The organism is Cupriavidus sp. MP-37, assembly GCF_020618415.1.
Taxonomy (GTDB): Bacteria; Pseudomonadota; Gammaproteobacteria; order Burkholderiales; family Burkholderiaceae; genus Cupriavidus.
Genome location: NZ_CP085344.1, coordinates 424,916 through 447,374, shown reverse-complemented (window position 1 = coordinate 447,374; position 22,459 = coordinate 424,916). Strand labels below are relative to the sequence as shown.

Here is a 22,459-nt window from a genome sequence, read left to right as displayed (position 1 = left end):
GCGCCGCATCGCTACAATTTCCGACTGGTCCCAGGCGCGCCGCATCGATGGCGGCCATCCCCCGCCGGGCCCGCCATGACCACACTCGAAGCCAGCACCGGCACGGACGCTGCCGACACCGATCCTGACGCCAGCCCGGCCCGCGCCGGACCCGCCCGGCCCGCCACGCCGCCGCGCCGGCTGGTGTGGATCCTCGGCCTGACCGAGACCATCTCCTGGGGCACGCTGTTCTTCGCCTTCACCGTCTTCATCGACCCCATGATCGGCAGCCTGGGCTGGTCCAAGCCCTTCCTGGCGGGCGGCTATTCGCTGGGGCTGCTGGTGTGGGCGCTGTGCTCGTTCGCGGTCGGCCGGCTGCTGGACCGCGCGCCGGCGCGCAAGGTGATGGGCGCCGGCTCGGTGCTGGCCGGGCTGGGCCTGCTGCTGTGGGCGTGGACACCGTCGCAATCCGTGTTCCTGCTGATGTGGGTGCCGCTCGGGCTGGCCATGGCAACCACGCTGTACGAGCCCGCCTTCGTGGTGCTGCGCCAGGCCTATGGCGACCAGTACCAGAAGCCGATCGTCGCGGTCACGCTGATGGCCGGCTTTGCCAGCACCATCTTCGTGCCGCTGGCGCAATGGCTGGTGCTGCATCTCGGCTGGCGGCCCACGCTGGTCGGCTTTGCGTTGCTGAACCTGCTGGTCTGCGCGCCGCTGCATGCGCGCATGCGCTACGCCCTGCATCCCTCCTACTCCGGCACCGGCGCCGCCGACGGCCTCGCCGGCAGCCGCGACATTGCCCGCGCCACGCTGCGCCAGCCGGTGTTCTGGGCGGTGGTGCTGGCCTTTACCGCGACCGCGGTGGTGGCGTCGCTGCTGGGCGCGCACCTGATCCCGATGCTGACGGAGAAAGGCATGCCGGTGGCGCAGCAACTGGCGGTGGCGGCGCTGATCGGCCCGGCGCAGGTGGCGGGCCGCATGCTGATGATGCGCGCGGGCGTGCGCCACCCGGTGCGTCTGTCGCTGCCGGTCTATGCGCTGATGAGTGCCGGCCTGCTGTGCTTCGCGCTGGGGCATGGCGCGTGGCTGATGGTGGCGGCCGTGCTGTACGGCTGCGCCAACGGCGTCAACACCATGCTGCGCGCGATGGCGATGCCGGAGCTGATCTCGCGCCACCACTACGCCACCCTCAACGGGCTGATGATGACGCCGGTGCTGCTGATGCAGGCGGCAGCGCCGTGGCTGGGCGCGCTGCTGTGGCGCGCGGCCGGGGGCTACTGGCTGATGCTGTGGGTGATGCTGGCGCTTGCGCTGACCGCGCTGCTGGCCTTCGGCTACGCGCTGCAGCGGCGCGGGCTGCTGCGCATCGACGCGGGCCGGCCATGACCGGCGCGCGCACGCCAGCCGCCACCGTGCTGCCCGCTGGCCGCGTCGCGCGCGCCACGCGCGGCACCATGGCGCTGTTCTTCGTCAACGGCGCCACCTTTGCCACCTGGGGCGTGCATATCCCCACCATCAAGGCCCGCTTCGGCCTGTCCGACGCGATGCTGTCGCTGGCAATGCTGGCAGTGGCCGGCGGCGCCATCGTGGCGATGGGCCCGGTCGGGCGCTGGGTGGCGCGCGCCGGCAGTGCGCGCGCCGCGATGGCGGGCGGGCTGCTGTTCGCGCTGGCCACGGTGGCGATCCTGGCGATGCCCTCGTTCTGGCTGCTGCTGCCGACGCTGCTGGCATTCGGCATGGCCAATGCAGCGTTCGATGTCGCCATGAACGCGCAGGCCGCCACGGTCGAGGCCAGCCGCACGCGGCCGGTGATGTCGTCGCTGCATGGCATGTTCAGCCTCGGCGGCATGGCGGGCGCGGGCTTCGGCGGCCTGATGCTGGCGCTGGACGTGGCGCCGCTGGCGCATGCGGCGATGATGGCCGGCGTGACCGCGGCGGTGGCGGTGGCAACGCTGCCGGGGCTGCTGGCCGACCATCCGGTGCCGCCTTCGGCGCCCCACCATCGCGACCATGCGGTGCGGGCGCTATGGCTGCTGGGGCTGCTGGCCTTTCTCGGGCTGATCGGCGAAGGCGCGATGTATGACTGGACCAGCGTCTACATGCGTGATGTGACACGGGCGCCCGATGGCTGGGTCAGCCTGGGCTATGCCGCGTTCTCGGGCGGCATGGCGTGCGGGCGCTTCGGCGGCGACCGCCTGCGCGCGCGCCTGGGCGACAGCGCCACGCTGACCGGCAGTGCCTGGCTGGGCTTTGCCGGCATTGCGCTGGCGCTGGCGGTGCCGTTGCCGCTGGCCGCGCTGGCAGGCTTCGCGCTGATGGGGCTGGGCGCGGCCAATATGGTGCCGATCTTCTTTGTCGCCGCGTCGCGGCTGCCGGGCGTGGCGCCGGCGGAAGCGATTGCGCGCGTGGCGCGCTTCGCCTACATCGGGCTGCTGCTGGGCCCGGTGCTGATCGGCGGCGTGGCGCACCTGGCCAGCCTGCGCGCCGGCCTGGCCCTGGTGGCGCTGACCATGGGCTGGATCGCGCTGGCGGGCGCGCGCTCGGCGCGGCGCTACCTGCCGCCGCAGCCGCCGCGCCCGCCGTCGGGCCGGTAAGCCTTCAGGCCGCGGCGCGCAACGGCGCCCCGGCGCCCATGCCTTCGAACACGAAGCTGTCCATCGCCAGCACGCCATAAGTGACCTCGTCGGCCACCCGCGACACCGTGGCCGGCTCCGGCAATGCCGGCTGTGCGCCCTCGGGCCCCAGCGCCGCGCCCAGCGCCACATAGAACGGCAGCAGGTGTTCGTCGGTCGGGTGCGCCCGGCGCGCATACGGCGCTTGGGCACGGTAGTCGGCAATCAGGCGGGTGTCGCCGGTGGCCAGGGCCTGGTCCAGCGCCTCGGCCATCCACTTGCGGAACGCTTCGACATACGGCTCGGCCTGCGGGCCATGCTGTTCGCGCCGGCCGCCGCCAAACACTTCCTGCAGGTTGTGCGTGAAGCTGCCCGAGGCCAGTACCAGCACGCCTTCGTCGCGTAACGGCGCCAGCGCGCGCCCGATGGCGATCTGCGTCGCCGGCGCCAGGTAGGGATTCAGCGCCAGCTGCACCACCGGCATGTCGGCATCGGGGAAGAAGTGGCGCATCGGCATCCAGGCGCCGTGGTCCAGCGGGCGCTCGTCATCGTGGCCGACAAAGCCCGCGCCGGGAATCGCCGCCGCCTCGACCAGCGCCTTCACCCGCGCCGCCAGTTCCGGCGAGCCCGGCGCGTCGTAGCGCAGCGCGTACAACTCGCGCGGGAAGCCGCCGAAATCGTGCCAGGCCTCCTGGCGTTCGCGGCGGGTGACGGCCAGCGTGCTGTAGATCCAGTGCGCCGAGATCACCAGCACCGCGCGCGGGCGCCGCGCGCGCAGCCGGGCGCCCAGCGCCTCGAACGCGGCGCCGGTGGGGCCGGGATCGATGGCCAGCATCGGCGAGCCGTGGGAGATATAGAGCGAGGGAAGCATGGCAATACCGCCTTCAAACGGTTTGTGTACTGGCTTCCAGTTTGGCAAAGAAGGGCGGCGCTCGCGGACGCCGTTTGCGGACACCTCATGCAAAAAAATTGAACCCGCGGGACGCTCCGTGGCCCGGCCCACACAACCCGCGCCGCACCGGCACCCTGGCCGATGCGAGAGGCTTATGCTGCAGCCGGAAGCCCGTTACAGGCGCTCCGCAGGAACTTCCGCAACGCAGACCGCCACGGCCTTTTTGTCCGTGCGCAGGGCAGGAGACTCAGGTGGCATCGCGCAATCCGCGCCGCGCCGGACGGCACAACCGCATTCCCGGCCAATGGTGGCAGCCGGGGGTCTACGGCAGCATGCCCGCCGTCGCGCTGTGGATCTTGGCGCGGCTGCCGGCCGGCCTGCTGCTGTCGGTGACCGGCATGCCGGCCGCGGCCGCGTGGCTGAACCGGGCCGGGGACACGGTATTCGTGACCGGCTGGGTCGCCAGCGCGCTGCTGCTGTGGCTCATGCGGCGCCGCCTCGCCCCCGTCAGCTCGGCGGCCGCCGAGAGCGCCGCCGAAACTCCGCCCAAGCCCGACCACCGGGCGACTGAACCTGCACTGCCCGGCTGATCTGAAGCCGCGAACGAGGGCGTGGAGGCCCGGGATTAAGGAATCGCTTAATATGGCGGTTTCCCCGCATCACCAACGCTTCATGACCGCGACTACCGCCCCCGTTCCAGAACTGACCAACGCCACCCGACGCAAGGCCATCATCGCCGCCACCATCGGCAATGGCCTGGAGTGGTTCGACTTCACCGTCTACAGCTTCTTTGCCGTCATCATCGCCAAGCTGTTCTTTCCCACCGGCAATGACCTGACCTCGTTCCTGCTTACCGTCGCCACCTTCGGCGTGGGCTTCTTCATGCGCCCGGTCGGCGCCATCGTGCTGGGCGTCTATGCCGACCGCGTCGGCCGCAAGGCGGCGCTGACGCTGACCATCCTGCTGATGGCGCTGGGCACGGCCATCATCGGGCTGGCCCCGACCTACGACCAGATCGGCCTGTGGGCCCCGGCGCTGATCGTGATTGCGCGCCTGATCCAGGGCTTTTCTGCCGGCGGCGAAGTGGGCGGCGCCACCGCCTTCCTGATCGAGCACGCGCCCGACGCCGAGCGCGGCGCCTATGCCAGCTGGCAGCAGGCCAGCCAGGGCATCTCGTTCATGCTGGGCGCGGCCATGGGCGCGCTGGTCACCAACGGCCTGTCGCCCGAGCAGATCGACGCCTGGGGCTGGCGCATCCCGTTCCTGTTCGGCCTGCTGATCGGCCCGGTGGGCATGTATATCCGCTCGCACCTGCACGAGCCGCCCGAGTTCGAAGCGCGCCAGGCCGCCCGCCGCGCCGCCAAGGTGAAGTTCTCGCCGTTGTCGCAGGTGCTGCGCGACCACCCGCGCGAAGTGCTGGCCGGCCTCGGCGTGACCATCCTGTGGACGGTCTGCACCTACGTGCTGGTGTTCTACATGCCGTCGTACGCCAAGCAGCAGCTGGGCCTGCCGCTGGGCGCCACGTTCCAGTCGACCGCGCTGTGCGGCGCCATCATCCTGGTGCTGTGCCCGCTGATGGGCATGCTGTCGGACCGCGTCGGCCGCAAGCGCATGCTGGGCGTGGTGGCGCTGCTGATCGGCGTGCTCGCCTATCCGCTGTTCCACTGGCTCAACGTCGCGCCGACCACGCAGACGCTGCTGCAGGTGCAGATCGTGCTGGGCATCCTGCTGGCGGCCTTTACCGGTCCGGCGCCGGCGGTGCTGGCCGAACAGTTCCCGACCGAAGTACGCTCGACCGGCCTGTCGCTGGCCTATAACTTCGCCGTGACCATCTTCGGCGGCTTTGCCCCGCTGATCGTGACCTGGCTGATCGAGTCGAGCCAGAACAAGCTGGCGCCGGCCTACTATGTGATCGCCGCCGCCGCGGTGAGCTTTGTCGCGCTGGTGTTCATGCACGACCGGACCGGCAAGCGGCTGGCCTGAGCGCGTCGTGCCTCCGCAACGCAAAAGCCAGCCTCGCGGCTGGCTTTTTTGTCGCCCGCCGGCGGCCGCTCACGCGTCCTCGTCGCCTTCGCGATAGATATTGATCACATGCCTGGCCTCGAAACACAGCGGCATGCCGGGGTTCATCTCGTCGGTGCAGTACGGCTGGTTGTCGAGCTCGCCGGTATAGAGCTGGCCTTCACGGCCGGTGACATTGACCCACATCCGCTCGACGTGGACTTCCTCGTTGCCGGCCTCGTCCGCGACCAGGATGCGGAAGATCAGCTTGACCTGCTGGCCCGCGGCGAGCGCGTCGCGTTCCGCGCGCGGCGGCATCCAGAAGGTGTCGGGGTGGGCGGCGGCGATGGGCTCGGCGTCGTCGAGCTCCCATCCGTCCTCGTCCAGGGTGGTCAATCGCATGTCCATTTTCAGCCTTCCGCAATCTCTCGGGTGCGGGCATGATCGCAGCAAATGCGCCGGCCGGCGAGGGCCAGCCCGGCGCCCCATTCATTCCATACTGGAAAGGTACGCATGACGAGCAACAAGGAAGCGCTGGCCGCGCCGGTGCGCTGCGGCTGGTGCGGCACGCTGGAGGACTATTGCCACTACCACGATACCGAGTGGGGCTTTCCGGTCGCCGACGACCGCCGGCTGTTCGAGAAGCTGTGCCTGGAGGGATTCCAGTCCGGCCTCAGCTGGCTGACCATCCTGCGCAAGCGCGAAGCCTTCCGCAAGGCGTTTGCCAATTTCGACATCGAGAAGGTAGCGCGCTTCACCGAGCGCGATATCGCGCGCCTGCTGGGCGATGCCGGCATCGTGCGCCATCGCGGCAAGATCGAGGCCGCGATCAACAATGCCCGGCGCGCGCGCGAACTGCTGGAATCGGAGTCCTCGCTGGCGGCCTACTTCTGGCGCTTCGAGCCCGATCCGGCCAGCCGGCCCAAGGTGCTGACGCCCGAGGTGCTGCGGACCATGGCCACTTCGCCGGAGTCCACCGCGCTGTCGAAAGACCTGAAGAAGCGCGGCTGGCGTTTCGTCGGCCCCACCACGATGTATGCGCTGATGCAGGCCATGGGCCTGGTCAACGATCATCAGGAAGGCTGCGCCACGCGCGCGCAGGTGCTGGCCGCGCGCAAGGCGTTCAAGGTGCCGCGCTAGCCGGTATACATCCCCGCCGCGTATACGTGCCCATCGGGATATCTTCATCCGACGCAAAGGTCATGGTGATGACCTTTATATTGTTTACGTATGTAAACATAGTAGTAGTAGGTAAACCTCGCCGCGAGCCGTGGATAAGTCACCTTTTCCCTTTCGGGTCAGTGACTTGCAGCAAAGATAACGGCTCCGGGATAACCCTTATTTGCCGGGACAAGACGGCGGCAACGTATACATCTGCCGCGCGCCCCGGCAAGTTGTCCGTATACGTCCCACAGCGCGTCCCCAGGCGCGGCACAGCTTGTCCGGCCGGTTATCCCCAGGCTCGGGCGAAGCTGTCCACAGCCCGGCTCAGCCATCGGCAGCGGTTGCGCCAAGGTATACCGGGTCGACGTGCGTCATTACGTTCAGCACATGGTGGTGTTCCAGCGTGCGGCGCCGCGCCTCCACCGCGATGGCATGGCCCTGCGCCACGGTCAGGGTGGCGTCGATCTCGAGGTGCACGTCGACCAGCACCTGGTCGCCCATCTTGCGCGTGCGCAGGTCGTGCAGGCCGAGCACGCCGGGCGTGGCCAGCATGGTGGCGCGGATCGCGGTGACGGTTTCCGCGTCGGCGGCGCGGTCCATCAGGTCGTTGAGCGCGTCCCAGCCGAAGCGCAGCCCCATGCGCGCCACCATCAGCCCGACCACGATCGCCGCGATCGGATCCAGGATGTGGTAGCCCAGCAGGTTGCCGCCGATGCCGAGCGCCACCACCAGCGACGACGCCGCGTCCGAGCGCGCATGCCAGGCGTTGGCCACCAGCATGCTCGACCGTACCCGCCGCGCCACCGCCAGCATGTAGCGGAACAGCAATTCCTTGGCGGCCAGCGTGGCCAGCGCCACCCAAAGCGCCACTGGCTGCACCGGCTGCGTACTGGCCGCAGGCTGCAGCTTGCCCAGCGCCGCCCACAGCATGCCCGCCCCCACCGTCAGCAGCAGCACACCCAGCGCCAGCGAGGCCGCGGTCTCGAAGCGCAGGTGCCCGTACTGGTGGTCGGCATCCGGATCCTTGCGGCTTTGCCAGCCGGCGGCCAGCACCACAAAGTCTGACAGCAGGTCGGACAGCGAATGCGCGGCGTCGGCGATCAGCGCCTGCGAGCCGGAGATCACGCCCGCGACCGACTGCACCGCGGTCAGGCCGAGATTGACCGCGACGCTGACCAGCGTGCTGCGCCGGCCGGCGCGGTGACGTGCCGCGGCTTGCGCCGCGGGGGTGGCGCCGTCGTCGGGCAGGCCGCCCGGTTCCGTGCGTATGCGGGAGGAGTGCGAATCCATCGGGTGACTATAGCCGAACCTGCCGGAGCGCCGCGCAGCGCGCGGCCACGCCATCGTGCCGATTTCGTAACAGCGCTGGCTAACTGAGTGCGCCACCCTTACCGTAGAAAGGACGGGCACCGCACCAGGCGTGCGGACCAGCGCCAGCCGGCGCACCCGGTCTTTGCAAGGAGGGCTCTCACGATGGCGATCCGGTCGCTAGCCTCGCACAGCACATCCCAGCTACGCCGCCTGATCGGACAGATGCAGGCGGAAGTCGACGCACTCGAACACCTTTCCACGCCCGATGCCGATGCGCAAAGCCGCCTGGGCTATGCCACCGGCCGCCTGCGCGACGGCATCGAAGCGGTCGAGGATGCCCTGCAGTCACTGCGCGCGCTGCAACAGGTACGCCCCTCGGCGATGAAGGCCAGACGTCCGACGCGCGTGGCCTAGGCCGCGCCTGGTGCGCGCCAGGCCCCTCAGGCGCCGATTGCAGCCGCCGTCGGCGAGGCCGCCGGCGCTTGGCGCAAGGCCAGGCCCGATGCGCGGGCCAGTGCCTCGCATGCGGCCGGGAGCGGCCCGCTCCCCGGTATCGCAAAGCGCTGTTCCAGTGCCCGCGCGGGGCGCCGCGGCGGCGCGCATCGCGGCCTCGCCGATACCCACCACCGGCACTGTGCGGACGGACGGTCAATAGGCCCTGGCGGCCACGCCCCAAGGGGCTCAACGATAACGCATGGCGACCCGTGTAGCGAGTCGCAGCCGCCGGACCGCGCGACCGCCGCGCATGGCGCTTAACGCCCCACCCCGCTGGCATTCATGTGGAATTCAGGTGGCATTAACCCGGCGCGCCGCTGGCGCTGCGCCGGCATTAATCCCCCTTCCGACCTGCCGCAAGCCGGCGCAATTACCCCTTTTCCGCAGCTGAAAATCGCGCGCGATGATATTGCGGCGTACGGAAAACTGTCCACAAATCGAACAAATCCTTACATGTGATCCACCCGCGAGTAATCGTTACGTCGCAACCGCGCACTGCAATAGTGCACAGGTGCCGCGCCCGAAAATCACACGTAACCCATTGTTACCGTCCTGTACGGTCTCGGACACGTACCCCTAGTATCGCCGCTGCCGGGTTTTCCAAGGGGTTAACCCGATCCGCTTTTTATGCCACTGCAATTCGTCGCGCACACTGCAAACCGGCACAAGAACGGGCGTGGTGATGTTTATTCACTTTCATCTTTTATCCATTCACTTAAAAATCAATGACTGGGAAAAATCTACCTCGCGATAACCCATCCGACCTGCGCAGAGCGCGCAATTCTTACATTCTCCCGAGCCTGAACTTCCTGGCTGCCGCCTGCGCCGCTGTGGTGCTGACGGCATGCGGCGGCGGCGGCGATGGCAGCGATGCAACCACCTCCGGTAGCACCTCGTCGACCGAAGCTTCGCGCAGCCCGACCACCCCGGCCGAATCGACCCAAGTCGCCGACGAGATTTTCGACGGTTCCGGCAATTTGAATGCCGACGAATATGTCGCCATTGCCTCGGATTACAGCAGCGAAAAAGCCATGGCTTATCGCTACGGCCCGAGTAATTCGGCCGCCGCAGCAGTTGGTACGGTCTGGAAACCCGAGGACAAGACCTTTTACCCGCACGGTAATACCTGTTTCCAGCAGGAATATCCGGGCGCGCAGATGGATACCAGCACCAGCGTCATTTATCAGCTGGGTGACATCGACTGCGGCCGTAACGACTACGGCAGCAACATGGGCGACGTGATTTACCGCTCGGACTCCGCTTCGGACTCCGCCGTCACGCCGCTGCTGACGCTCGCGCTGAGCGCCGGCACCATTGCCGAAAAGCCGCAAACCCCGTGGTTCTGGGGCCATACCACCACCAATCCGCTGCTGAAGGACCACATGGCGGCCAACGGTGGTGCGATGCCCACGCAGCCGATCGCCATGGGCCGCTGCAGCGAGCACGATTGCGCACAATCGCTGGTGGCTTTCCAGAACGGCCTGATTGCCTCGGTCGGCATGAACACGGCCTCGCACTCGGCATCGGTGAAGCTGCCCGAGGGCAAGGTGCCGACGGCAATCGCGATCACGTCGAACTCCGAGTTCGCGCTGGTGACGATCTGGGACACCAAGAACCTGAAGGGCCAGGTGGCGGTGATTGCGCTGGGCAGCCTCGCCGACGGCAGCAAGGTGGGCGGTCCGTATGACTCCAGCGATATGTCGTGGCATGGCCTCTACCCGGGCCTGCGCAACATGTCCAACTTCGTCTTCATGAAGCTGCTGGGCTTCGTTGACCTGCCGGACATGAAGGCCCCGACGGACATTTCCGCCGTGACCGACTTCAGCACCATGCAGGACAACACCACCCAGGGCTGGCTGCGTGACCCGGTGGGCGACCGCGGCGCGAGCCTGGGCCTGCCGGCAGCGACGCCTGGCCTGAGCGAAGCCAACCAGAAGAGCTTTGCCTCGGGTGGCGTCAACGCCAACCTGATCTCCCGCTCCGGCGTTGCCGCGGTGATCTCGAAGTCGGAAAAGAAGGTGGTGTTCCTGGACCTGAAGCCGCTGTTCGACAAGGTCAACAACACCTACTTCGAAGGCAGCTTCAGCGACCTGCAGAACACGCTGAACAATACCGGCCTGGAAGACTCGCAGTGGCCGCAGACGTTCTCGGTGGACAACTACGCCCCGACCATCGTCAAGACCATGAACCTGGCCGAGAAGCCGACCGCGGTGAAGCTGTCGCTGCTGGCCAACCCGGGCCAGGCCTGGGTGGCGACGGAAGACGGCGTGATCCACGCGATCTCGGTGGCTGGCGTGCAGTCGGGTACCAACCTCGATCCGGAACTGATCAAGGAAGTGACCAGCCTGCAAGTGGGCAAGAACCCGACCAGCATGATCCACCAGGTGAATCGCGAGAGCTTCGGCAGCTCGAACACCAAGCTGTGGGTGGTGTCGCGCGGCGAGCAGAAGGTCCAGCTGGTCGACATGGAAACGCTGAAGGTCGAAAAGACGCTGCAGGATTCGCGTATCGTCGACCCGATCACGGTGTCTGAGTCCCAGCAAAGCCCGCTGCTGACCAGCGTGATCTCGCTGACCGACTATTCCGGCAAGCAGGTGCTGAACTATCGCTATGCACCGATCAACCTGCAGGGTGCCAACAGCCCGCTGTATATCGGCGTGGGCCAGTCGGGCAATGAAGAGTTCGAGTTCGGCGGTTCCTATCAGGTGGCCGGCAAGCCGTTCAACTTCACCCAGAGCAATGTACCCTGAGCGTCATGTCAGCCTGAAGCGCGCCGGTTGATCCCGGCAAGCTTCTCCCACTGATATCGCTTGTTCGAGGCCCGCACGGTTCGCCGTGCGGGCTTTTTCCATTGGGCAGACGCCGCTCACGCCGTGACGCCGCGTGCGCTGGAGCACAGATGTCCTGCCCGGGGACATGACAACCTCGCCATATGCGCAAGGAGCCTGTCCCATGCCGAATCCGTCCGCCCACGACCTGAACGCCCGCGGCATCGGCGCCCCCATCAGCCTGGTCGCGCCCGGCGAAGGTGGCGTCAGGGACTATGCCGCGACGCTCAACGGGCTGCTGCAGGGACATCTGCTCGAAGCAACGCCCGACCTGCCAGCGGCCGCGATGGCCGGCGCCGATGTGGTCCTCCATTACGTCGGCTACGGCTACGCCCGGCGCGGCACGCCGCTGTGGCTGTTGCGGCGCCTGCGCGAGGCCCGTCCGCACATGCGCCGCCTCGGCATCTTCTTCCACGAACTGTATGCGGACGGCGCACCGTGGCGCTCGGCGTTCTGGCTGTCGCCGGTGCAGCGCTACATTGCCGCGGAACTGGCAGCGCTGGCCGACTTCTGGGTGACCAACCGCGAGGGTTCGGCGCGCTGGCTCAACACCCACGCGCCGGCGCGGCCGCACCGGGTGTTGCCGGTGTTCTCCAATCTGGGCGAAAGCGGCCCGCAGCAACGGGACCGGCAAGCCGCCGTGGTGGTGCTCGGGGGCGCCGCGCTGCGCGCCCACACCTACCAGGAGGCTGGCGACGCCCTGTTCGACTGGGTCGGCCGTAGCGGCTTCACGCTGCACGACATCGGGCCACCCCTCGGCGACACCGCCCTCGCCGCCCGCATCGCGCGGCGCGGCGCGGTGGTGCACGGCCGCGTCGAAGCCGCCGAAGCGGCGCGGCTGCTGTCGGCATCGACCTATGGCGTGCTGGCCTATCCCGTCGACTATGCGGCCAAGAGCGGGGTCTTCGCCGCGTACTGCGCCCACGCGCTCTGCCCGGTGCTGCTGTCCCGCCACGGCGGCGTGCACGATGGCATCACGCCCGCGCACTACCTGGCTTCGATCCAGGCCATGACCTCCGACCTGGACGCCGCCTGGCGCATCGGCCGGGCCGCCAACGCCTGGTATGCGCCGCATGCGCTGCGGCATCATGAGGCGGGATTCAGGGAGTTGCTGGGGCTGGAAACGCTGCCGGTGCAGGTCGCTGCGGCGTTGTGAGGGGGCGGCGGGAACGCCGCCAACAAAAAACCCCGGCAGCCTGGCGGCTCCGGGGTATTCGTGCGTCTTGCGGACGGGAAAAATTCTGGTGGACCGAAGGAGGATCGAACTCCCGACCTCTGCATTGCGAACGCAGCGCTCTCCCAGCTGAGCTATCGGCCCGTCGCGGAGGATTGTAGCGTACTTGGGCGGCGCGCTTCAATCCTCCGCGCCCCCATGCGTGCTGTTTGCCACATCACGCCGCGATGCCGGCATTGCCATCCATGCCGCGCACGCGCGGCAGGTTCAGCGGGCGCGCGCTGACTTCGCGGGTGCTGCGCAGCCACTGCGCCATCACGTCCCAGACCGGCGCGCCGCCGGCCTCGCGGGCTTCTTCGGCCACCGGGGCCCAGCCGGCCACCTTGTAGGTCCTGGCGGCGTCGAGCGGCTTGCCGGCCAGGCGCATGTCGGTGATGCGCTTGCCCATGCCGGCGGCCGGATCGATGGTGTATTGCAGGCCGCCGACACGCACCATGTCGCCGCCCTGCTGGTAGTACGGGTCGGGATTGAACAGGTTGTCGGCGACGTCTTCGAGGATGGTCTTGATGGTCGCGCCGCTCATCTGCGTCACCGTGGTGTACGGGTACGTGATCGCGGTCTGGTCCATCAGGTGCTCCATGGTGATGGCCTGGCCCGGCAGCAGCGTGGTGCCCCAGCGGAAGCCCGGCGAGAACGCGATCTGCGCGCCCTGCACCTGCATCAGGCCGTCGAGGATCAGCTGGTCGAAGGTGCCGTTGAAATTGCCGCGGCGGTACAGCAGGCCACGGTTGACGGCGAGGACTTCGGACAGCTTCTTTTCATACGGCGCCCGTACCTTGCTGATGAGCGCATCCATGGCCGGGTCGGCCGGCAGGTAGTTGGCGAACACCGGCAGCAGCCGGTAGCGGAAATCCGCCACCTTGCCGTTTTTCACGTCGAAATCGAGCACGCCGAGGAACTTGCCGTTGGAGCCGGCATTGGTCACCAGCGTGGTGCCGCCGGCGTTCTTCACCGCCACCGGCGCGGGCACACCGTCATGGGTATGGCCGCCCAGGATGGCGTCGAGCCCGCGCACGCGCGAGGCCAGTTTCAGGTCGACGTCCATGCCGTTGTGCGACAGCAGCACCACCGCCTGCGCGCCCTTGCCGCGCGCGGCGTCGATGACCTGCTGCAGGTTCTCTTCCTGGATGCCGAAGGTCCAGTCCGGCACGAAGTAGCGCGGGTTGGCGATGGGGGTGTACGGGAACGCCTGGCCGATGATGGCCACCGGCACGCCGTTGATCTCGCGGATCACGTACGGATCGAACACCGGGTCGCCGAAATCGTTGGTCTTGATGTTCTGCGCCAGGAACGCGACCTTGCCCTTGAAGTCCTTGTCGACGATCTCCCTGACGCGCTCTGCGCCCAGCGTCATCTCCCAGTGCGGCGTCATCACGTCCACGCCCAGCGCCAGTGCGGCATCGACCATGTCCTGGCCCTTGGTCCACAGCGCCGTGGCCGAGCCCTGCCAGGTATCGCCGCCGTCGAGCAACAGCGCGCCCGGACGGCCGGCCTTGAGCCGCTTCACCAGCGTGGCCAGGTGCGCAAACCCGCCGACCTTGCCATAGCGGCGCGCCGCCTCGTTGAAATCGAGGTAGGTGAACGCATGGGCTTGCGCGGTGCCGGGCCGGATGCCGTAGTGGCGCAGCAGTGCCTCGCCGACCAGGTGCGGCGGCTTGCCGGCATAGTCGCCGATGCCGAGGTTGACGTTGGGTTCGCGGAAGTACACCGGCCGCAGCTGCGCATGGCAGTCGGTGAAATGCAGCAGGTGGACGTTGCCGAAGCGCGGCAGGTCGTACATGGCGTCGGCGGCCTGCGCGGCGTGCGCATCCTGATGGGGGAACGTCATGCCGCCGGCGCCGGCAATGGCCAGCACCTGCAGGAACTCGCGTCGGTTCATGTCTCTTCCTGTGGATAAGTGCGTGCCGGTGTGCGCGTGGCGTCCGGCATCGCATCGCTATGGCTTTGCGTAACGCTCCAGCGCGGCCACGTCGTCTTCGAGCATCTCGCCCACTTCCTTCTGCACCACGCGCCCGCGCGCGTCGATCACGTAAAGCTCGGGCAGCCCCTTGCGCTTGCCGAACACCGCCTGCAGCGCGGGCGAATCCATGGTCGCGGCGAAGGTGTAGCCGCGCTTCTTCATGTAATCGGCGGCCTCGCGCGGGTCCTTGTCGATGCTGATGGCCAGCACCTGCAGCGGCGTGCCGCGGGTGCGCTCGTACAGCTTCTGCAGGCGCGGGTTCTGCATTGCGCAGAACGGGCACCAGGTGGCCCAGTACTCGACCACCAGCGGCTTGCCGGCCAGCGCGGCCGCGCTCAGCGTACGGCCGTCGAGGGTGCGGACCTCGGGCAGGCGCACGGTGTCACCCACCTCCAGCGCGGCGGCGCCGGCCGCGGCCAGCATCAGGCCAGCGGCCAGCAGCGCGCGCAGCATCATCGCGGGCGCGCGCATTGGCGTTACTGGTTGACCGGCGAGGCCGGGTCGAGCAGCAGCGCCATCACGTCGCGGATCTGGGCTTCGGTCAGGATGCCCTTGTGGCCGAAGCGCGGCATGTTGGAGCAGGCGGCGTAGGCGCTGGAATCCCAGATCTTGCCCCAGGTGTACTTGATGACGTCCTGCGAGTTGCCGCGCAGCTTGCCGTACTGGTACAGCGACGGGCCGATATTGCCGAACGAGATCTCGGCCTTGGTCATCTGGTGGCAGGCGTAGCAGTTGCCGCCATTGGTGCCGCCGACCTGGTCGGTGAACTGCATGCCGCGGCCGTTCTGGGCGACCTTCTCGCCCTCCTTCCAGTCGCCCAGCCATTTGTCGTCGGCCGGGTACTTGATCTGCTTCAGCTCGGCGGCCTCGATCTTCTTCGCCACCTTGGCCGGCACCCTGGTGCGGTCCGGGTACTGGCTGCAGGCCTGCTGCATGCCGTCCTGGTTCAGCACGCCCTCGACCGTGACCGGCCCGCGCGAAGAGAACGAGTCTTCGATCAGCTGCTTCATGTCGGCGCCGCTGATGGCGGCGGGCTTGCCCTTGGCGGGGCGGGCCCTGGCGCTGCCTGGTGCGCTGTCCTGTGCGTAGGCGCCGGTTGCCAGCAGGGCGGCCAGGGCCGCGACGGCCACTGCCTTGGTATGTCGTTGCATGGTGTCTCTCCCGTACTGGTCAGCGCTTCATCGCCGGGCCGTCGTAGGTGCCGCCGTTGGCGTTCTTCGCCAGGAACATGGTCAGCGCGGTGATCACGTCCGAGCCATAGGCGGGTTCGGGAAAGCGCTGCTGGCGCAGGCAGTCGTACAGCCGGTGCTGCATGGTGCGGACCTCGCCCTGCGACACGCGGTAGGCGGGCCAGGTGGTGTAGGCCGCCTGCGCGCCCTTGTCGGTCAGCAGGTTGGGCAGGTCCTGCAGGCGGATGCGCTGGCCGTCGACCGCGTGGCAGGTGGCGCAGGCAAAGTCATAGGCGCCGCCGCGGTAGAAGAACATCTTCTCGCCCAGCGCATAGGTGCGCTTCTCTTCCGGATGGCTGAGCTGCACGTTCATCTTCACGCCGCGCGACTCGCCGGTCAGGTAGGCCACCAGCCGTTCGATCTCGGACGGCTTGCCCGACGACGAGAACGGGTTCTTGGTGGCCTCTTCCTTGCTCAGCCCCTGCAGCGTCATGCGGCAGTGGGCCAGCCGCTGCTCCAGGTCCATCACCTTGTTGGTGTCCTTGAAGTAGCGCGGCAGCTCGGCGTAGGCGCCCTTGGTCACGCCCGGGCCCTTGCCCAGGTCGCATTGCTCGAGCGAGGCGTTTTTCGGCCCGGCCGGCTTCTTCCACAGCTCTTCGCCAGCGGCTTCCCACAGCTCGGCGGGATTGCCTTCGGCCAGCATCTGGCGGTATTTGGCGATTTCGTCGGCGGTGCTGCCCTGCGCGTGCACGGCGGCGGCAGCTGCGGCCGCCGCGGTGGCGGCCAGCGCCAGTGCCGCGCGCCGGGCCCGGCTTCGGATCGGTGTCATGGGGCTTCTCCTCGCGGCCGCGCCTTGCGGGACGGGCCGCTTTTTTTCTCGATGCTTCTCTCTTGTATTGCCGTCAGGCCGCGCCAGCCCGGCTCAGGGCTTGATATACGCGTAGCCTTCCTCCGCCTGCAGGCGGGCGATCTCGACCACGCCGGCCTGGACCACCTTGGCTTCCATCAACAGCTGCGATTCGGAAATCTTGCGCGCGGTCAGCGTATTGCGGCACACGCGGAACTCCACGCCTTCGGCGGCCAGCGCGCCCACCGGGCTCTCGAAGCTGTTGCCGCGCGCATCCTTGGCGCCTTCGACCAGAAAGTCGATGCCGTAGCCGAACGCGACCACCACTATCTTGGTGCCGGGGGCGCCATTCAGGTGGTTGCGCAGGTTGCCCATCGCGCGCACCGCCTGGTCGATGCCTTCCGACAGCTGGTACACCACCTTCACGCGCCCGCCCTTGCCGGCACCGGCTGCCGGGGACTGGCCGGACTGGGCCGAAGCCCTGGCCGCCAGGCCGATCGCGGCCAGGGCCGCCGATGCTCGAATAAATGCTCGCCGCATAATGCTCCTTCGGGCCGGGTCCGTCCCGGCATTCCGCCCCGAACCTTAGCAGAGGACGGCGCAGCGTGCCGCGCGGCTTGGCAGCGTGGCCGGGCCCCTCAGGCGATGGTGGCCTCGTCGGTGCGCTTGTCGCCCTTGTTGTCGATCCAGGTCACGGCAACCTTGTCGCCCTTGGCGCCGCCCTTGAACTTGAAGTTCAGGAACGGGTCCTTGGACACCGCCGGGCCGAACTGGGCGCGGAACACTTCCTTGCCCTTGCACTGGGCGGTCACGGTCTGGATATGCCAGGCCGGGATGACCTTGCCGGACGCATCCTTGCGCTGGCCGGTCTCCATGTCGTGCTTCATCAGAATCTTGACGTCCACTACGCCGCCGTTTTCGGTGGCGCGTACGCGCATCGGGTCTGCCATGTGTTTCTCCTGTTGCAGTTTGGCGGGAATCTCGGTCCGGGGCGCGGCGTCAGCCGCCGCAGCCGCCCAGCGTGACCTTGATTTCCTTCGATGCCACGTACCACTTGCCGCCGGCCTTGACCGCGGCATGCACTACCGAGGTCTGGCCCATCTTCACGCGCGTGGAGACGAACGGCTCGGTGCCGGCCGGGATGATGAAGTCGGCGGCCAGGGTGTTGGGGTTCTTTTCCACCAGGATCGCGATCTGCTCGGTATCCGGAATGGTGCTGGTCACGGCCACCGGCACCACGGCGCCGTTTTCGGCGATATCGGGGGCGGTGAAGGTGATGGCGGTGCTTTTCTCGGTGCCGCTGCCGCCGAGGGCCTTGATCACGTCGGCAACACTCTTGCCGTCAAAGGCGTTCTTGTTCCACTCGGCCGCCTGCGCTTCGCTGATCAGACCGGTGGCGGCCATCAGCGACAGGACAGCGGTGACCCGCAGCACTTCTCGTCGTTTGGAATTCATTGCTTGCTCTCCGGCTACTCCGTTCCAGTCGGTCGTGGACCGTTCCAGGGGTGTTGCTTGCGGCCGGTACATCGCCGGCCGCTGGTTGTCCCAGGCCGCGGCATTGACCGCCCGGCCCGGTGCATCGGCGGACTGCCCGCGGTGGCAGTCGGTCTTACTTGGCAGGGGCGCCTGCCAGCACCCACTCGACCACGGTCTTCAGGTCGGCGTCGCTGATGGCGGCGTTGGCCGGCATCGGCACCGGGCCCCACACGCCCGAACCACCGCTCTTGACCTTCTTGCTCAGGTTTGCCAGGGCGTTCTTGTCGCCCTTGTACTTGGCCGCCACTTCCTTGTAGGACGGGCCGACCAGCTTCTTGTCGACCTGGTGGCAACCCATGCAGGCGTTCTTGTTGGCGATCTCCTGTGCCTTGGCGGCATCGACCGCGTGGGCCGATGCGGCGGCGCCTAGCAACAGCGCTGCGATGACAAACTGCTTCATTGTTAAGCTCTCCAAGCTCTGTAAAGCCGTGGGGACGGCAAAGGCCGCGCGGCCGTGCTGCAATGGCCTGGCGGCACACACTGGCCGCCGCCTGGGGGCACTGCGGCGGCCAGTCCGCTATTTTGCCTCAAGAATCCAGCCCACCATGGCCTGCACGTCCGAATCCGGGATTTGCGGCTGCGGCGGCATCGGCACGGCGCCCCACGCGCCTTGCCCGCCCGCCTTGACCTTGCGCGCCAGTGCCGCATGCGCATCCTGCCCCTTGTACTTGCCCGCGATATCGGTGAACGATGGCCCCACCAGCTTGCGGTCCATGGCGTGGCAGGCCACGCATTGATACTGGCTGGCCAGGCGCGCGCCCTGCGCGGGCGCCGCCGCGGCCACCGCTGCACCGCCTGGCCTGGCCGCGCCGGCGGCCGCGATGCCGCGCACCGGGCCGAACGCGCGCTGCTGCTGCGCCAGGTCGCCGTGGGCGTCGCGGGCATAGTCCGGCATCGACGAGGCAATCGCGACCTGCTCCGCGCAGCGCGACATGCACGCGGTGTTGCGCGTGTCCGGCCGGCCGCGCCCCGGCCACAGCCCGTGGTCGGTGGTCATGCCGGCGCGGTTGGGCATGCGCCGCTGGACCTCGGCGATATTGGCGTCGGACAGCGTAAAGTCGGCGGGAACGATCTCGCCCAGGCTGAGCAGGTAAGCGGTGACCGCATAGACCTCGTTCACGCTCAGGCTCTTGGGCGCGTTCCACGGCATGGCACGGTGGATGTAGTCCCACAGCGTGCTGACGGTGCTGACCTTCATCAGCGTGGTCCGGTACGGCTGGTTGCCGGTCATGCCGGCAACGCGCCCGCGCCGGATGTCATCGGCGGTGGTGCCGCCGACCAGCGGCGTGAACACCTCGTTGGATTCACCGAAGTCGCCGTGGCACGACGCGCACTTGCCGTCCCAGACCTTCTGGCCCTGCGCCACCGTGCCGCTGCCCCGGGGCAGGCCCTTGAAGTCCGGGCGCACGTCGATGTCCCACGCGGCCACCTCCGCCGGCGTGGCGGTGCGGCCAAGTGCCGCACGCGCGTCGCCGGTGCCGGCCAATGCCGGCGCCGCGCAGCCGGCCGCCAGCAGCGCCGCCGCGATCCTGAGCTCAACCCACATGGACATTGGTCACCTCGCCGCCGGCCGCCACCTGCCAGCTCTGGATCGCGTTGTTGTGATAGATCGAGCGCGTGCCGCGCACCGCGCGCAGCTGCCCCAGCTTCGGCTGCACGTAGCCGGTCTCGTCGATGGCGCGGCTTTGCAGGATCGCCGGGCCGCCGTCCCAGACCCAGTCCAGGTTGAAGCGCGTCAGGCATTTGGACAGCACCGGCGCCTCCAGCCGTGCGGTGCGCCAGTTGCGCCCGCCGTCGGTCGAGACATCGACCCGCCTGACGCGGCCGCGCCCCGACCACGCCAGGCCGCTGATGTTGTAGAAACCCTTGCCCACCAGCTGCTGCCCGCCCGACGGCGTGGTGATGACCGACTTGCACTCCTGGATCGAGGTGTACTGGCGCAGCTTGCCGTCGGGCATCATGTCGACGTAGTGGATGGTTTCGTCCTTGGCGTTCCAGGGCTGGTCGCCCAGTTCCAGCCGGCGCAGCCACTTGACCCACGACACGCCCTGCACGCCAGGCACCACCAGCCGCAGCGGGTAGCCGTTCTCGGGGCGCAGCATCTCGCCGTTCATGCCCCAGGCCACGATGATCTCGTCGGCGAGTTCCATCGGGATGGTGCGCGTCATCGACGAGCCGTCGCCGCCTTCGGCCAGCAGGTAGCGGCCGCGGCGCAGGTCGGCGCCGGCGTCGTCCAGCAGCACCCGCAGCGGCACGCCGGTGAATTCGCAGCACGACAGCATGCCGTGGGTGTACTGCACCGTCGGCACCGCCACGTTGCCCCACTCCATGCCGGTATTGGCGCCGCATTCGATGAAATGCATGCGCGACACCGCCGGCAGGCGCATCAGGTCGTCCATGGTGTAGACCCGCGGCGTGCGCACCAGGCCGTTGATCATCAGGCGGTGGCGCGCCGGGTCGATATCGTGCCAGCCCTGGTGGTGGCGCTCGAAGTGCAGGCCGTTGGGGGTGATGATGCCGAAGAAGCCCTGCAGCGGCGCGAACGCCACCGAGGCCGCCGACACCCGGGTCAGGCCCGGCGACTCGCGCCGGATCAGGTTTTTCTCATGGACCGAGGGCTGGCCATAGGGTCGCGCCGCGACCGGCTGACCCAGCGACGTGGCCCACGGCTGCGGCTGCAGGATGGCGGGGTCGCCATCCGCGGCCAGCGCCTGCCGGCCCGCCGTGGCCGCGGCAATGCCGGCGGCGGCGCCGAGGAAGCTCTTGCGCAGGAATTCGCGGCGCGGCGCGTCCAGGCCGTGCCGGCCGATGTCCTGCTGCAGCGATGCGCTGACGAAGTGCTCGGGCGCGGGCACGATGCGCCCGGGCCGGTTCCGTTCCTGCAATGCGGTCTCCTCCGGCGCGCTCGCCACGGTCGGTCAGACCGGTCGGCGTGCCTGTTGTACAGGGCGCTGCAACGGGTGCGGCGCCTCCGTTTGCTGCCGGAAGAGTGGTGGCGCGGCTAGCCTGCAGTGCGCCGCCGGCGCGCCGGGGCTTCCGGCGCGGGCTGTGCCATGAAGCGGTCGACCACGCCGGAGGGCAAGGCATTGTCCTCCAGCCGGCTCGCCACCTGCACGCACACCGTGCGGCACAGCTCGATCACGCTTTCGTCCGCAATGGCGTAGAACACCAGGTTCGCCTCCTTGCGGCGCGACAGCACGCCCGAGCGGTACATCGCGTTGAGATGCCGTGACACATTGGTCTGCGACGAACCCACCGTCTCGACCACCGTGCTGACCGGCTTCTCGCCATCGCACAAGGCGTGCAGGATCTTCAGCCGCGTCGGCTCCGCCAGCAGGCTGAAATAACCCGATACCTTTTCGAACACGCGATCCAGCTCTTCCATGCCGTCCAATATATTCGTATATGCGTGAATGCGCATATAGTGTTTACCCATTGATGCAGCACAACATGAGGCGCCGCGTGCGCCAGTTCAGCGGCGCGCCAGCGCCCTGCCCGCCCACAGGCGCTGGCCGAACACGTTGAGCAGCAGCCCTGCCATCACCACCGCCGCGCCGATCCACTGCGCCCCGGACAGGTCCTCGCCCAGCAGCACGTGCGCCGACACCAGCCCCACCACCGGCACCAGCAGCGTCAGCGGCGCCACCTGGCTGGCCGGATAGCGCGTCAGCAGCCGGCCCCACATGGTGTAGCCGAACACCGTCGCCGCGAACGCCAGGTACGCCACCGCGAACACCGCCATGCCCGACACCTGCGTCACGCTTTGCACGATGCGCGCCGGGCCCTCCAACCACAGCGACAGCAGCGCGAACGGCACGATCGGCACCAGCGCGCCCCAGATTACCAGCCCGAGCAGGTCCACGGGGCCGATCTTCTTGCTGACGATATTGCCGCTGGCCCAGCAGAACGCCGCGCACAGCGTCAGCACGAAGCCCGCCGCGCTCATGCCGCCCATGCCGCCCATGCCGCCCGACAGGTCACCCGCGCCGGCGCCGATCAGCGCCAGCCCGCCGGCCGCCACCGCCATGCCGGCGAGGTTGTGCCAGCGCACCGGCTCGCCCAGCCACAGCGCGGCGATCGCCAGCGTGAAGAAGGCCTGCGACTGCAGCACCAGCGACGCCAGCCCGGCCGGCATGCCGACCGCCATGGCCGAGAACAGGAAGGCGAACTGCCCCAGGCTGATGGTGACGCCGTAGGCCAGCAGCAGCCGCCACGGCACGCGCGGGCGCGGCACGAAGAAGATCGCCGGGAACACCACCAGCAGGAAGCGCAGCGCCCCCAGCAGCATCGGCGGCACGCCCGCCAGCCCGACCTTGATCACAACGAAGTTGACGCCCCAGACGCAGACGATGGCGAGGGCGAGGAGACGGTCTCTGGCTTGCATGGGTGCCGTGCGCGGGCGCGCGGAGTTCGAACGGAACGCCTAGCGTA

At 68.4% G+C, this 22,459-nt stretch carries 23 protein-coding genes and 1 tRNA gene; 8 read left to right on the top strand and 16 right to left on the bottom strand.

Translation table 11 applies throughout. From position 1 onward, the window contains the following. Nucleotides 1-75: 75 nt before the first annotated feature. Nucleotides 76-1,365, top strand: coding sequence for an MFS transporter (locus LIN44_RS02090; RefSeq protein ID WP_227313348.1), 1,290 nt, complete (start codon nucleotides 76-78; stop codon nucleotides 1,363-1,365). After that, nucleotides 1,362-2,573: an MFS transporter gene (locus tag LIN44_RS02085; RefSeq protein WP_227313347.1), complete on the top strand. Its 1,212-nt coding sequence runs from the start codon at nucleotides 1,362-1,364 to the stop codon at nucleotides 2,571-2,573. The genes LIN44_RS02090 and LIN44_RS02085 overlap by 4 nt, the downstream gene beginning before the upstream one ends. Before the next feature lie 4 nt (nucleotides 2,574-2,577). On the opposite strand, the gene LIN44_RS02080 is transcribed toward LIN44_RS02085, so the two are convergent. Then, the gene (locus LIN44_RS02080) at nucleotides 2,578-3,462 is read right to left on the bottom strand and encodes a class III extradiol ring-cleavage dioxygenase (protein ID WP_227313346.1); all 885 of its coding nucleotides are present in this window, start codon (nucleotides 3,460-3,462) and stop codon (nucleotides 2,578-2,580) included. Nucleotides 3,463-3,734: 272 nt separating this feature from the next. Here LIN44_RS02080 and LIN44_RS02075 point away from each other — a divergent pair, with 272 nt between their 5' ends. After that, nucleotides 3,735-4,073, top strand: coding sequence for a hypothetical protein (locus LIN44_RS02075; RefSeq protein WP_227313345.1), 339 nt, complete (start codon nucleotides 3,735-3,737; stop codon nucleotides 4,071-4,073). Between the two features lie 82 nt (nucleotides 4,074-4,155). After that, nucleotides 4,156-5,466, top strand: a complete 1,311-nt coding sequence (locus tag LIN44_RS02070) for an MFS transporter (protein WP_227313344.1) — start codon at nucleotides 4,156-4,158, stop codon at nucleotides 5,464-5,466. Between the two features lie 69 nt (nucleotides 5,467-5,535). Here LIN44_RS02070 and LIN44_RS02065 read toward each other — a convergent pair whose 3' ends face one another. After that, entirely contained in the window at nucleotides 5,536-5,892 is a 357-nt protein-coding gene (locus tag LIN44_RS02065; protein ID WP_227313343.1) for a DUF2314 domain-containing protein, read from the bottom strand. Nucleotides 5,893-5,997: 105 nt separating this feature from the next. Between LIN44_RS02065 and LIN44_RS02060 the strand changes: the two genes are divergently transcribed. Further along, on the top strand, nucleotides 5,998-6,624 hold the full coding sequence (locus LIN44_RS02060; RefSeq protein WP_227313342.1) for a DNA-3-methyladenine glycosylase I: 627 nt from the start codon (nucleotides 5,998-6,000) through the stop codon (nucleotides 6,622-6,624). Between the two features lie 348 nt (nucleotides 6,625-6,972). On the opposite strand, the gene LIN44_RS02055 is transcribed toward LIN44_RS02060, so the two are convergent. Further along, nucleotides 6,973-7,938, bottom strand: coding sequence for a cation diffusion facilitator family transporter (locus tag LIN44_RS02055; protein ID WP_227313341.1), 966 nt, complete (start codon nucleotides 7,936-7,938; stop codon nucleotides 6,973-6,975). A gap of 183 nt (nucleotides 7,939-8,121) precedes the next feature. Here LIN44_RS02055 and LIN44_RS02050 point away from each other — a divergent pair, with 183 nt between their 5' ends. The 3 genes from LIN44_RS02050 to LIN44_RS02040 all read left to right on the top strand — a co-directional run bounded on the left by LIN44_RS02050 (nucleotide 8,122) and on the right by LIN44_RS02040 (nucleotide 12,438). After that, nucleotides 8,122-8,373 carry a hypothetical protein gene (locus LIN44_RS02050; protein ID WP_227313340.1) on the top strand — a complete coding sequence of 84 codons (252 nt, stop codon included), beginning with the start codon at nucleotides 8,122-8,124 and terminating at the stop codon, nucleotides 8,371-8,373. A gap of 914 nt (nucleotides 8,374-9,287) precedes the next feature. Next, entirely contained in the window at nucleotides 9,288-11,204 is a 1,917-nt protein-coding gene (locus LIN44_RS02045) for a hypothetical protein (protein WP_227313339.1), read from the top strand. Between the two features lie 202 nt (nucleotides 11,205-11,406). Continuing rightward, nucleotides 11,407-12,438: a hypothetical protein gene (locus tag LIN44_RS02040; protein ID WP_227313338.1), complete on the top strand. Its 1,032-nt coding sequence runs from the start codon at nucleotides 11,407-11,409 to the stop codon at nucleotides 12,436-12,438. 86 nt (nucleotides 12,439-12,524) lie between these two features. Here the strand turns inward: LIN44_RS02040 and LIN44_RS02035 are convergent. From LIN44_RS02035 to LIN44_RS01975, 13 genes are all read right to left on the bottom strand, one after another. Then, nucleotides 12,525-12,600 (bottom strand) — tRNA-Ala (locus LIN44_RS02035). Nucleotides 12,601-12,673: 73 nt separating this feature from the next. Beyond that, nucleotides 12,674-14,395 carry a thiosulfohydrolase SoxB gene (gene soxB, locus LIN44_RS02030; protein ID WP_227313337.1) on the bottom strand — a complete coding sequence of 574 codons (1,722 nt, stop codon included), beginning with the start codon at nucleotides 14,393-14,395 and terminating at the stop codon, nucleotides 12,674-12,676. 57 nt (nucleotides 14,396-14,452) lie between these two features. Next, nucleotides 14,453-14,947, bottom strand: coding sequence for a TlpA disulfide reductase family protein (locus LIN44_RS02025; protein WP_227313336.1), 495 nt, complete (start codon nucleotides 14,945-14,947; stop codon nucleotides 14,453-14,455). Nucleotides 14,948-14,952: 5 nt separating this feature from the next. Further along, complete coding sequence (gene soxX, locus LIN44_RS02020) at nucleotides 14,953-15,627, bottom strand: sulfur oxidation c-type cytochrome SoxX (protein ID WP_227313335.1); 675 nt, start codon at nucleotides 15,625-15,627, stop codon at nucleotides 14,953-14,955. Between the two features lie 19 nt (nucleotides 15,628-15,646). Beyond that, nucleotides 15,647-16,474 carry a sulfur oxidation c-type cytochrome SoxA gene (gene soxA / locus LIN44_RS02015; RefSeq protein WP_227313334.1) on the bottom strand — a complete coding sequence of 276 codons (828 nt, stop codon included), beginning with the start codon at nucleotides 16,472-16,474 and terminating at the stop codon, nucleotides 15,647-15,649. A 93-nt stretch (nucleotides 16,475-16,567) separates the two neighbouring features. Further along, the gene (locus LIN44_RS02010) at nucleotides 16,568-17,032 is read right to left on the bottom strand and encodes a DsrE family protein (protein WP_227313333.1); all 465 of its coding nucleotides are present in this window, start codon (nucleotides 17,030-17,032) and stop codon (nucleotides 16,568-16,570) included. 98 nt (nucleotides 17,033-17,130) lie between these two features. After that, entirely contained in the window at nucleotides 17,131-17,442 is a 312-nt protein-coding gene (gene soxZ / locus LIN44_RS02005; RefSeq protein WP_116355082.1) for a thiosulfate oxidation carrier complex protein SoxZ, read from the bottom strand. A gap of 49 nt (nucleotides 17,443-17,491) precedes the next feature. Beyond that, nucleotides 17,492-17,947 carry a thiosulfate oxidation carrier protein SoxY gene (soxY, locus tag LIN44_RS02000; protein ID WP_010812118.1) on the bottom strand — a complete coding sequence of 152 codons (456 nt, stop codon included), beginning with the start codon at nucleotides 17,945-17,947 and terminating at the stop codon, nucleotides 17,492-17,494. Between the two features lie 154 nt (nucleotides 17,948-18,101). Then, nucleotides 18,102-18,428, bottom strand: a complete 327-nt coding sequence (locus LIN44_RS01995) for a c-type cytochrome (RefSeq protein ID WP_227313332.1) — start codon at nucleotides 18,426-18,428, stop codon at nucleotides 18,102-18,104. Nucleotides 18,429-18,545: 117 nt separating this feature from the next. Next, the gene (locus LIN44_RS01990) at nucleotides 18,546-19,580 is read right to left on the bottom strand and encodes a c-type cytochrome (RefSeq protein WP_227313331.1); all 1,035 of its coding nucleotides are present in this window, start codon (nucleotides 19,578-19,580) and stop codon (nucleotides 18,546-18,548) included. Beyond that, on the bottom strand, nucleotides 19,564-20,913 hold the full coding sequence (soxC, locus tag LIN44_RS01985) for a sulfite dehydrogenase (protein ID WP_227313330.1): 1,350 nt from the start codon (nucleotides 20,911-20,913) through the stop codon (nucleotides 19,564-19,566). Before soxC ends, LIN44_RS01990 begins: the two co-directional genes overlap by 17 nt. A 116-nt stretch (nucleotides 20,914-21,029) precedes the next feature. Continuing rightward, entirely contained in the window at nucleotides 21,030-21,449 is a 420-nt protein-coding gene (locus LIN44_RS01980) for a metalloregulator ArsR/SmtB family transcription factor (RefSeq protein ID WP_111521233.1), read from the bottom strand. A 51-nt stretch (nucleotides 21,450-21,500) separates the two neighbouring features. Beyond that, on the bottom strand, nucleotides 21,501-22,412 hold the full coding sequence (locus tag LIN44_RS01975) for an EamA family transporter (protein WP_227313329.1): 912 nt from the start codon (nucleotides 22,410-22,412) through the stop codon (nucleotides 21,501-21,503). Between the last annotated feature and the right edge of the window lie 47 nt (nucleotides 22,413-22,459).

Bases quoted from the DNA above. Each gene is read 5' to 3' on its own strand.
- LIN44_RS02090 (WP_227313348.1), top strand. From the start codon at position 76: ATGACCACACTCGAAGCCAGCACCGGCACGGACGCTGCCGACACCGAT.
- LIN44_RS02085 (WP_227313347.1), top strand. From the start codon at position 1,362: ATGACCGGCGCGCGCACGCCAGCCGCCACCGTGCTGCCCGCTGGCCGC.
- LIN44_RS02080 (WP_227313346.1), bottom strand. From the start codon at position 3,462: ATGCTTCCCTCGCTCTATATCTCCCACGGCTCGCCGATGCTGGCCATC.
- LIN44_RS02070 (WP_227313344.1), top strand. From the start codon at position 4,156: ATGACCGCGACTACCGCCCCCGTTCCAGAACTGACCAACGCCACCCGA.
- LIN44_RS02065 (WP_227313343.1), bottom strand. From the start codon at position 5,892: ATGGACATGCGATTGACCACCCTGGACGAGGACGGATGGGAGCTCGAC.
- LIN44_RS02060 (WP_227313342.1), top strand. From the start codon at position 5,998: ATGACGAGCAACAAGGAAGCGCTGGCCGCGCCGGTGCGCTGCGGCTGG.
- LIN44_RS02055 (WP_227313341.1), bottom strand. From the start codon at position 7,938: ATGGATTCGCACTCCTCCCGCATACGCACGGAACCGGGCGGCCTGCCC.
- LIN44_RS02050 (WP_227313340.1), top strand. From the start codon at position 8,122: ATGGCGATCCGGTCGCTAGCCTCGCACAGCACATCCCAGCTACGCCGC.
- LIN44_RS02040 (WP_227313338.1), top strand. From the start codon at position 11,407: ATGCCGAATCCGTCCGCCCACGACCTGAACGCCCGCGGCATCGGCGCC.
- soxB (WP_227313337.1), bottom strand. From the start codon at position 14,395: ATGAACCGACGCGAGTTCCTGCAGGTGCTGGCCATTGCCGGCGCCGGC.
- LIN44_RS02025 (WP_227313336.1), bottom strand. From the start codon at position 14,947: ATGCGCGCGCCCGCGATGATGCTGCGCGCGCTGCTGGCCGCTGGCCTG.
- soxX (WP_227313335.1), bottom strand. From the start codon at position 15,627: ATGCAACGACATACCAAGGCAGTGGCCGTCGCGGCCCTGGCCGCCCTG.
- soxA (WP_227313334.1), bottom strand. From the start codon at position 16,474: ATGACACCGATCCGAAGCCGGGCCCGGCGCGCGGCACTGGCGCTGGCC.
- LIN44_RS02010 (WP_227313333.1), bottom strand. From the start codon at position 17,032: ATGCGGCGAGCATTTATTCGAGCATCGGCGGCCCTGGCCGCGATCGGC.
- soxZ (WP_116355082.1), bottom strand. From the start codon at position 17,442: ATGGCAGACCCGATGCGCGTACGCGCCACCGAAAACGGCGGCGTAGTG.
- soxY (WP_010812118.1), bottom strand. From the start codon at position 17,947: ATGAATTCCAAACGACGAGAAGTGCTGCGGGTCACCGCTGTCCTGTCG.
- LIN44_RS01995 (WP_227313332.1), bottom strand. From the start codon at position 18,428: ATGAAGCAGTTTGTCATCGCAGCGCTGTTGCTAGGCGCCGCCGCATCG.
- LIN44_RS01990 (WP_227313331.1), bottom strand. From the start codon at position 19,580: ATGTCCATGTGGGTTGAGCTCAGGATCGCGGCGGCGCTGCTGGCGGCC.
- LIN44_RS01980 (WP_111521233.1), bottom strand. From the start codon at position 21,449: ATGCGCATTCACGCATATACGAATATATTGGACGGCATGGAAGAGCTG.
- LIN44_RS01975 (WP_227313329.1), bottom strand. From the start codon at position 22,412: ATGCAAGCCAGAGACCGTCTCCTCGCCCTCGCCATCGTCTGCGTCTGG.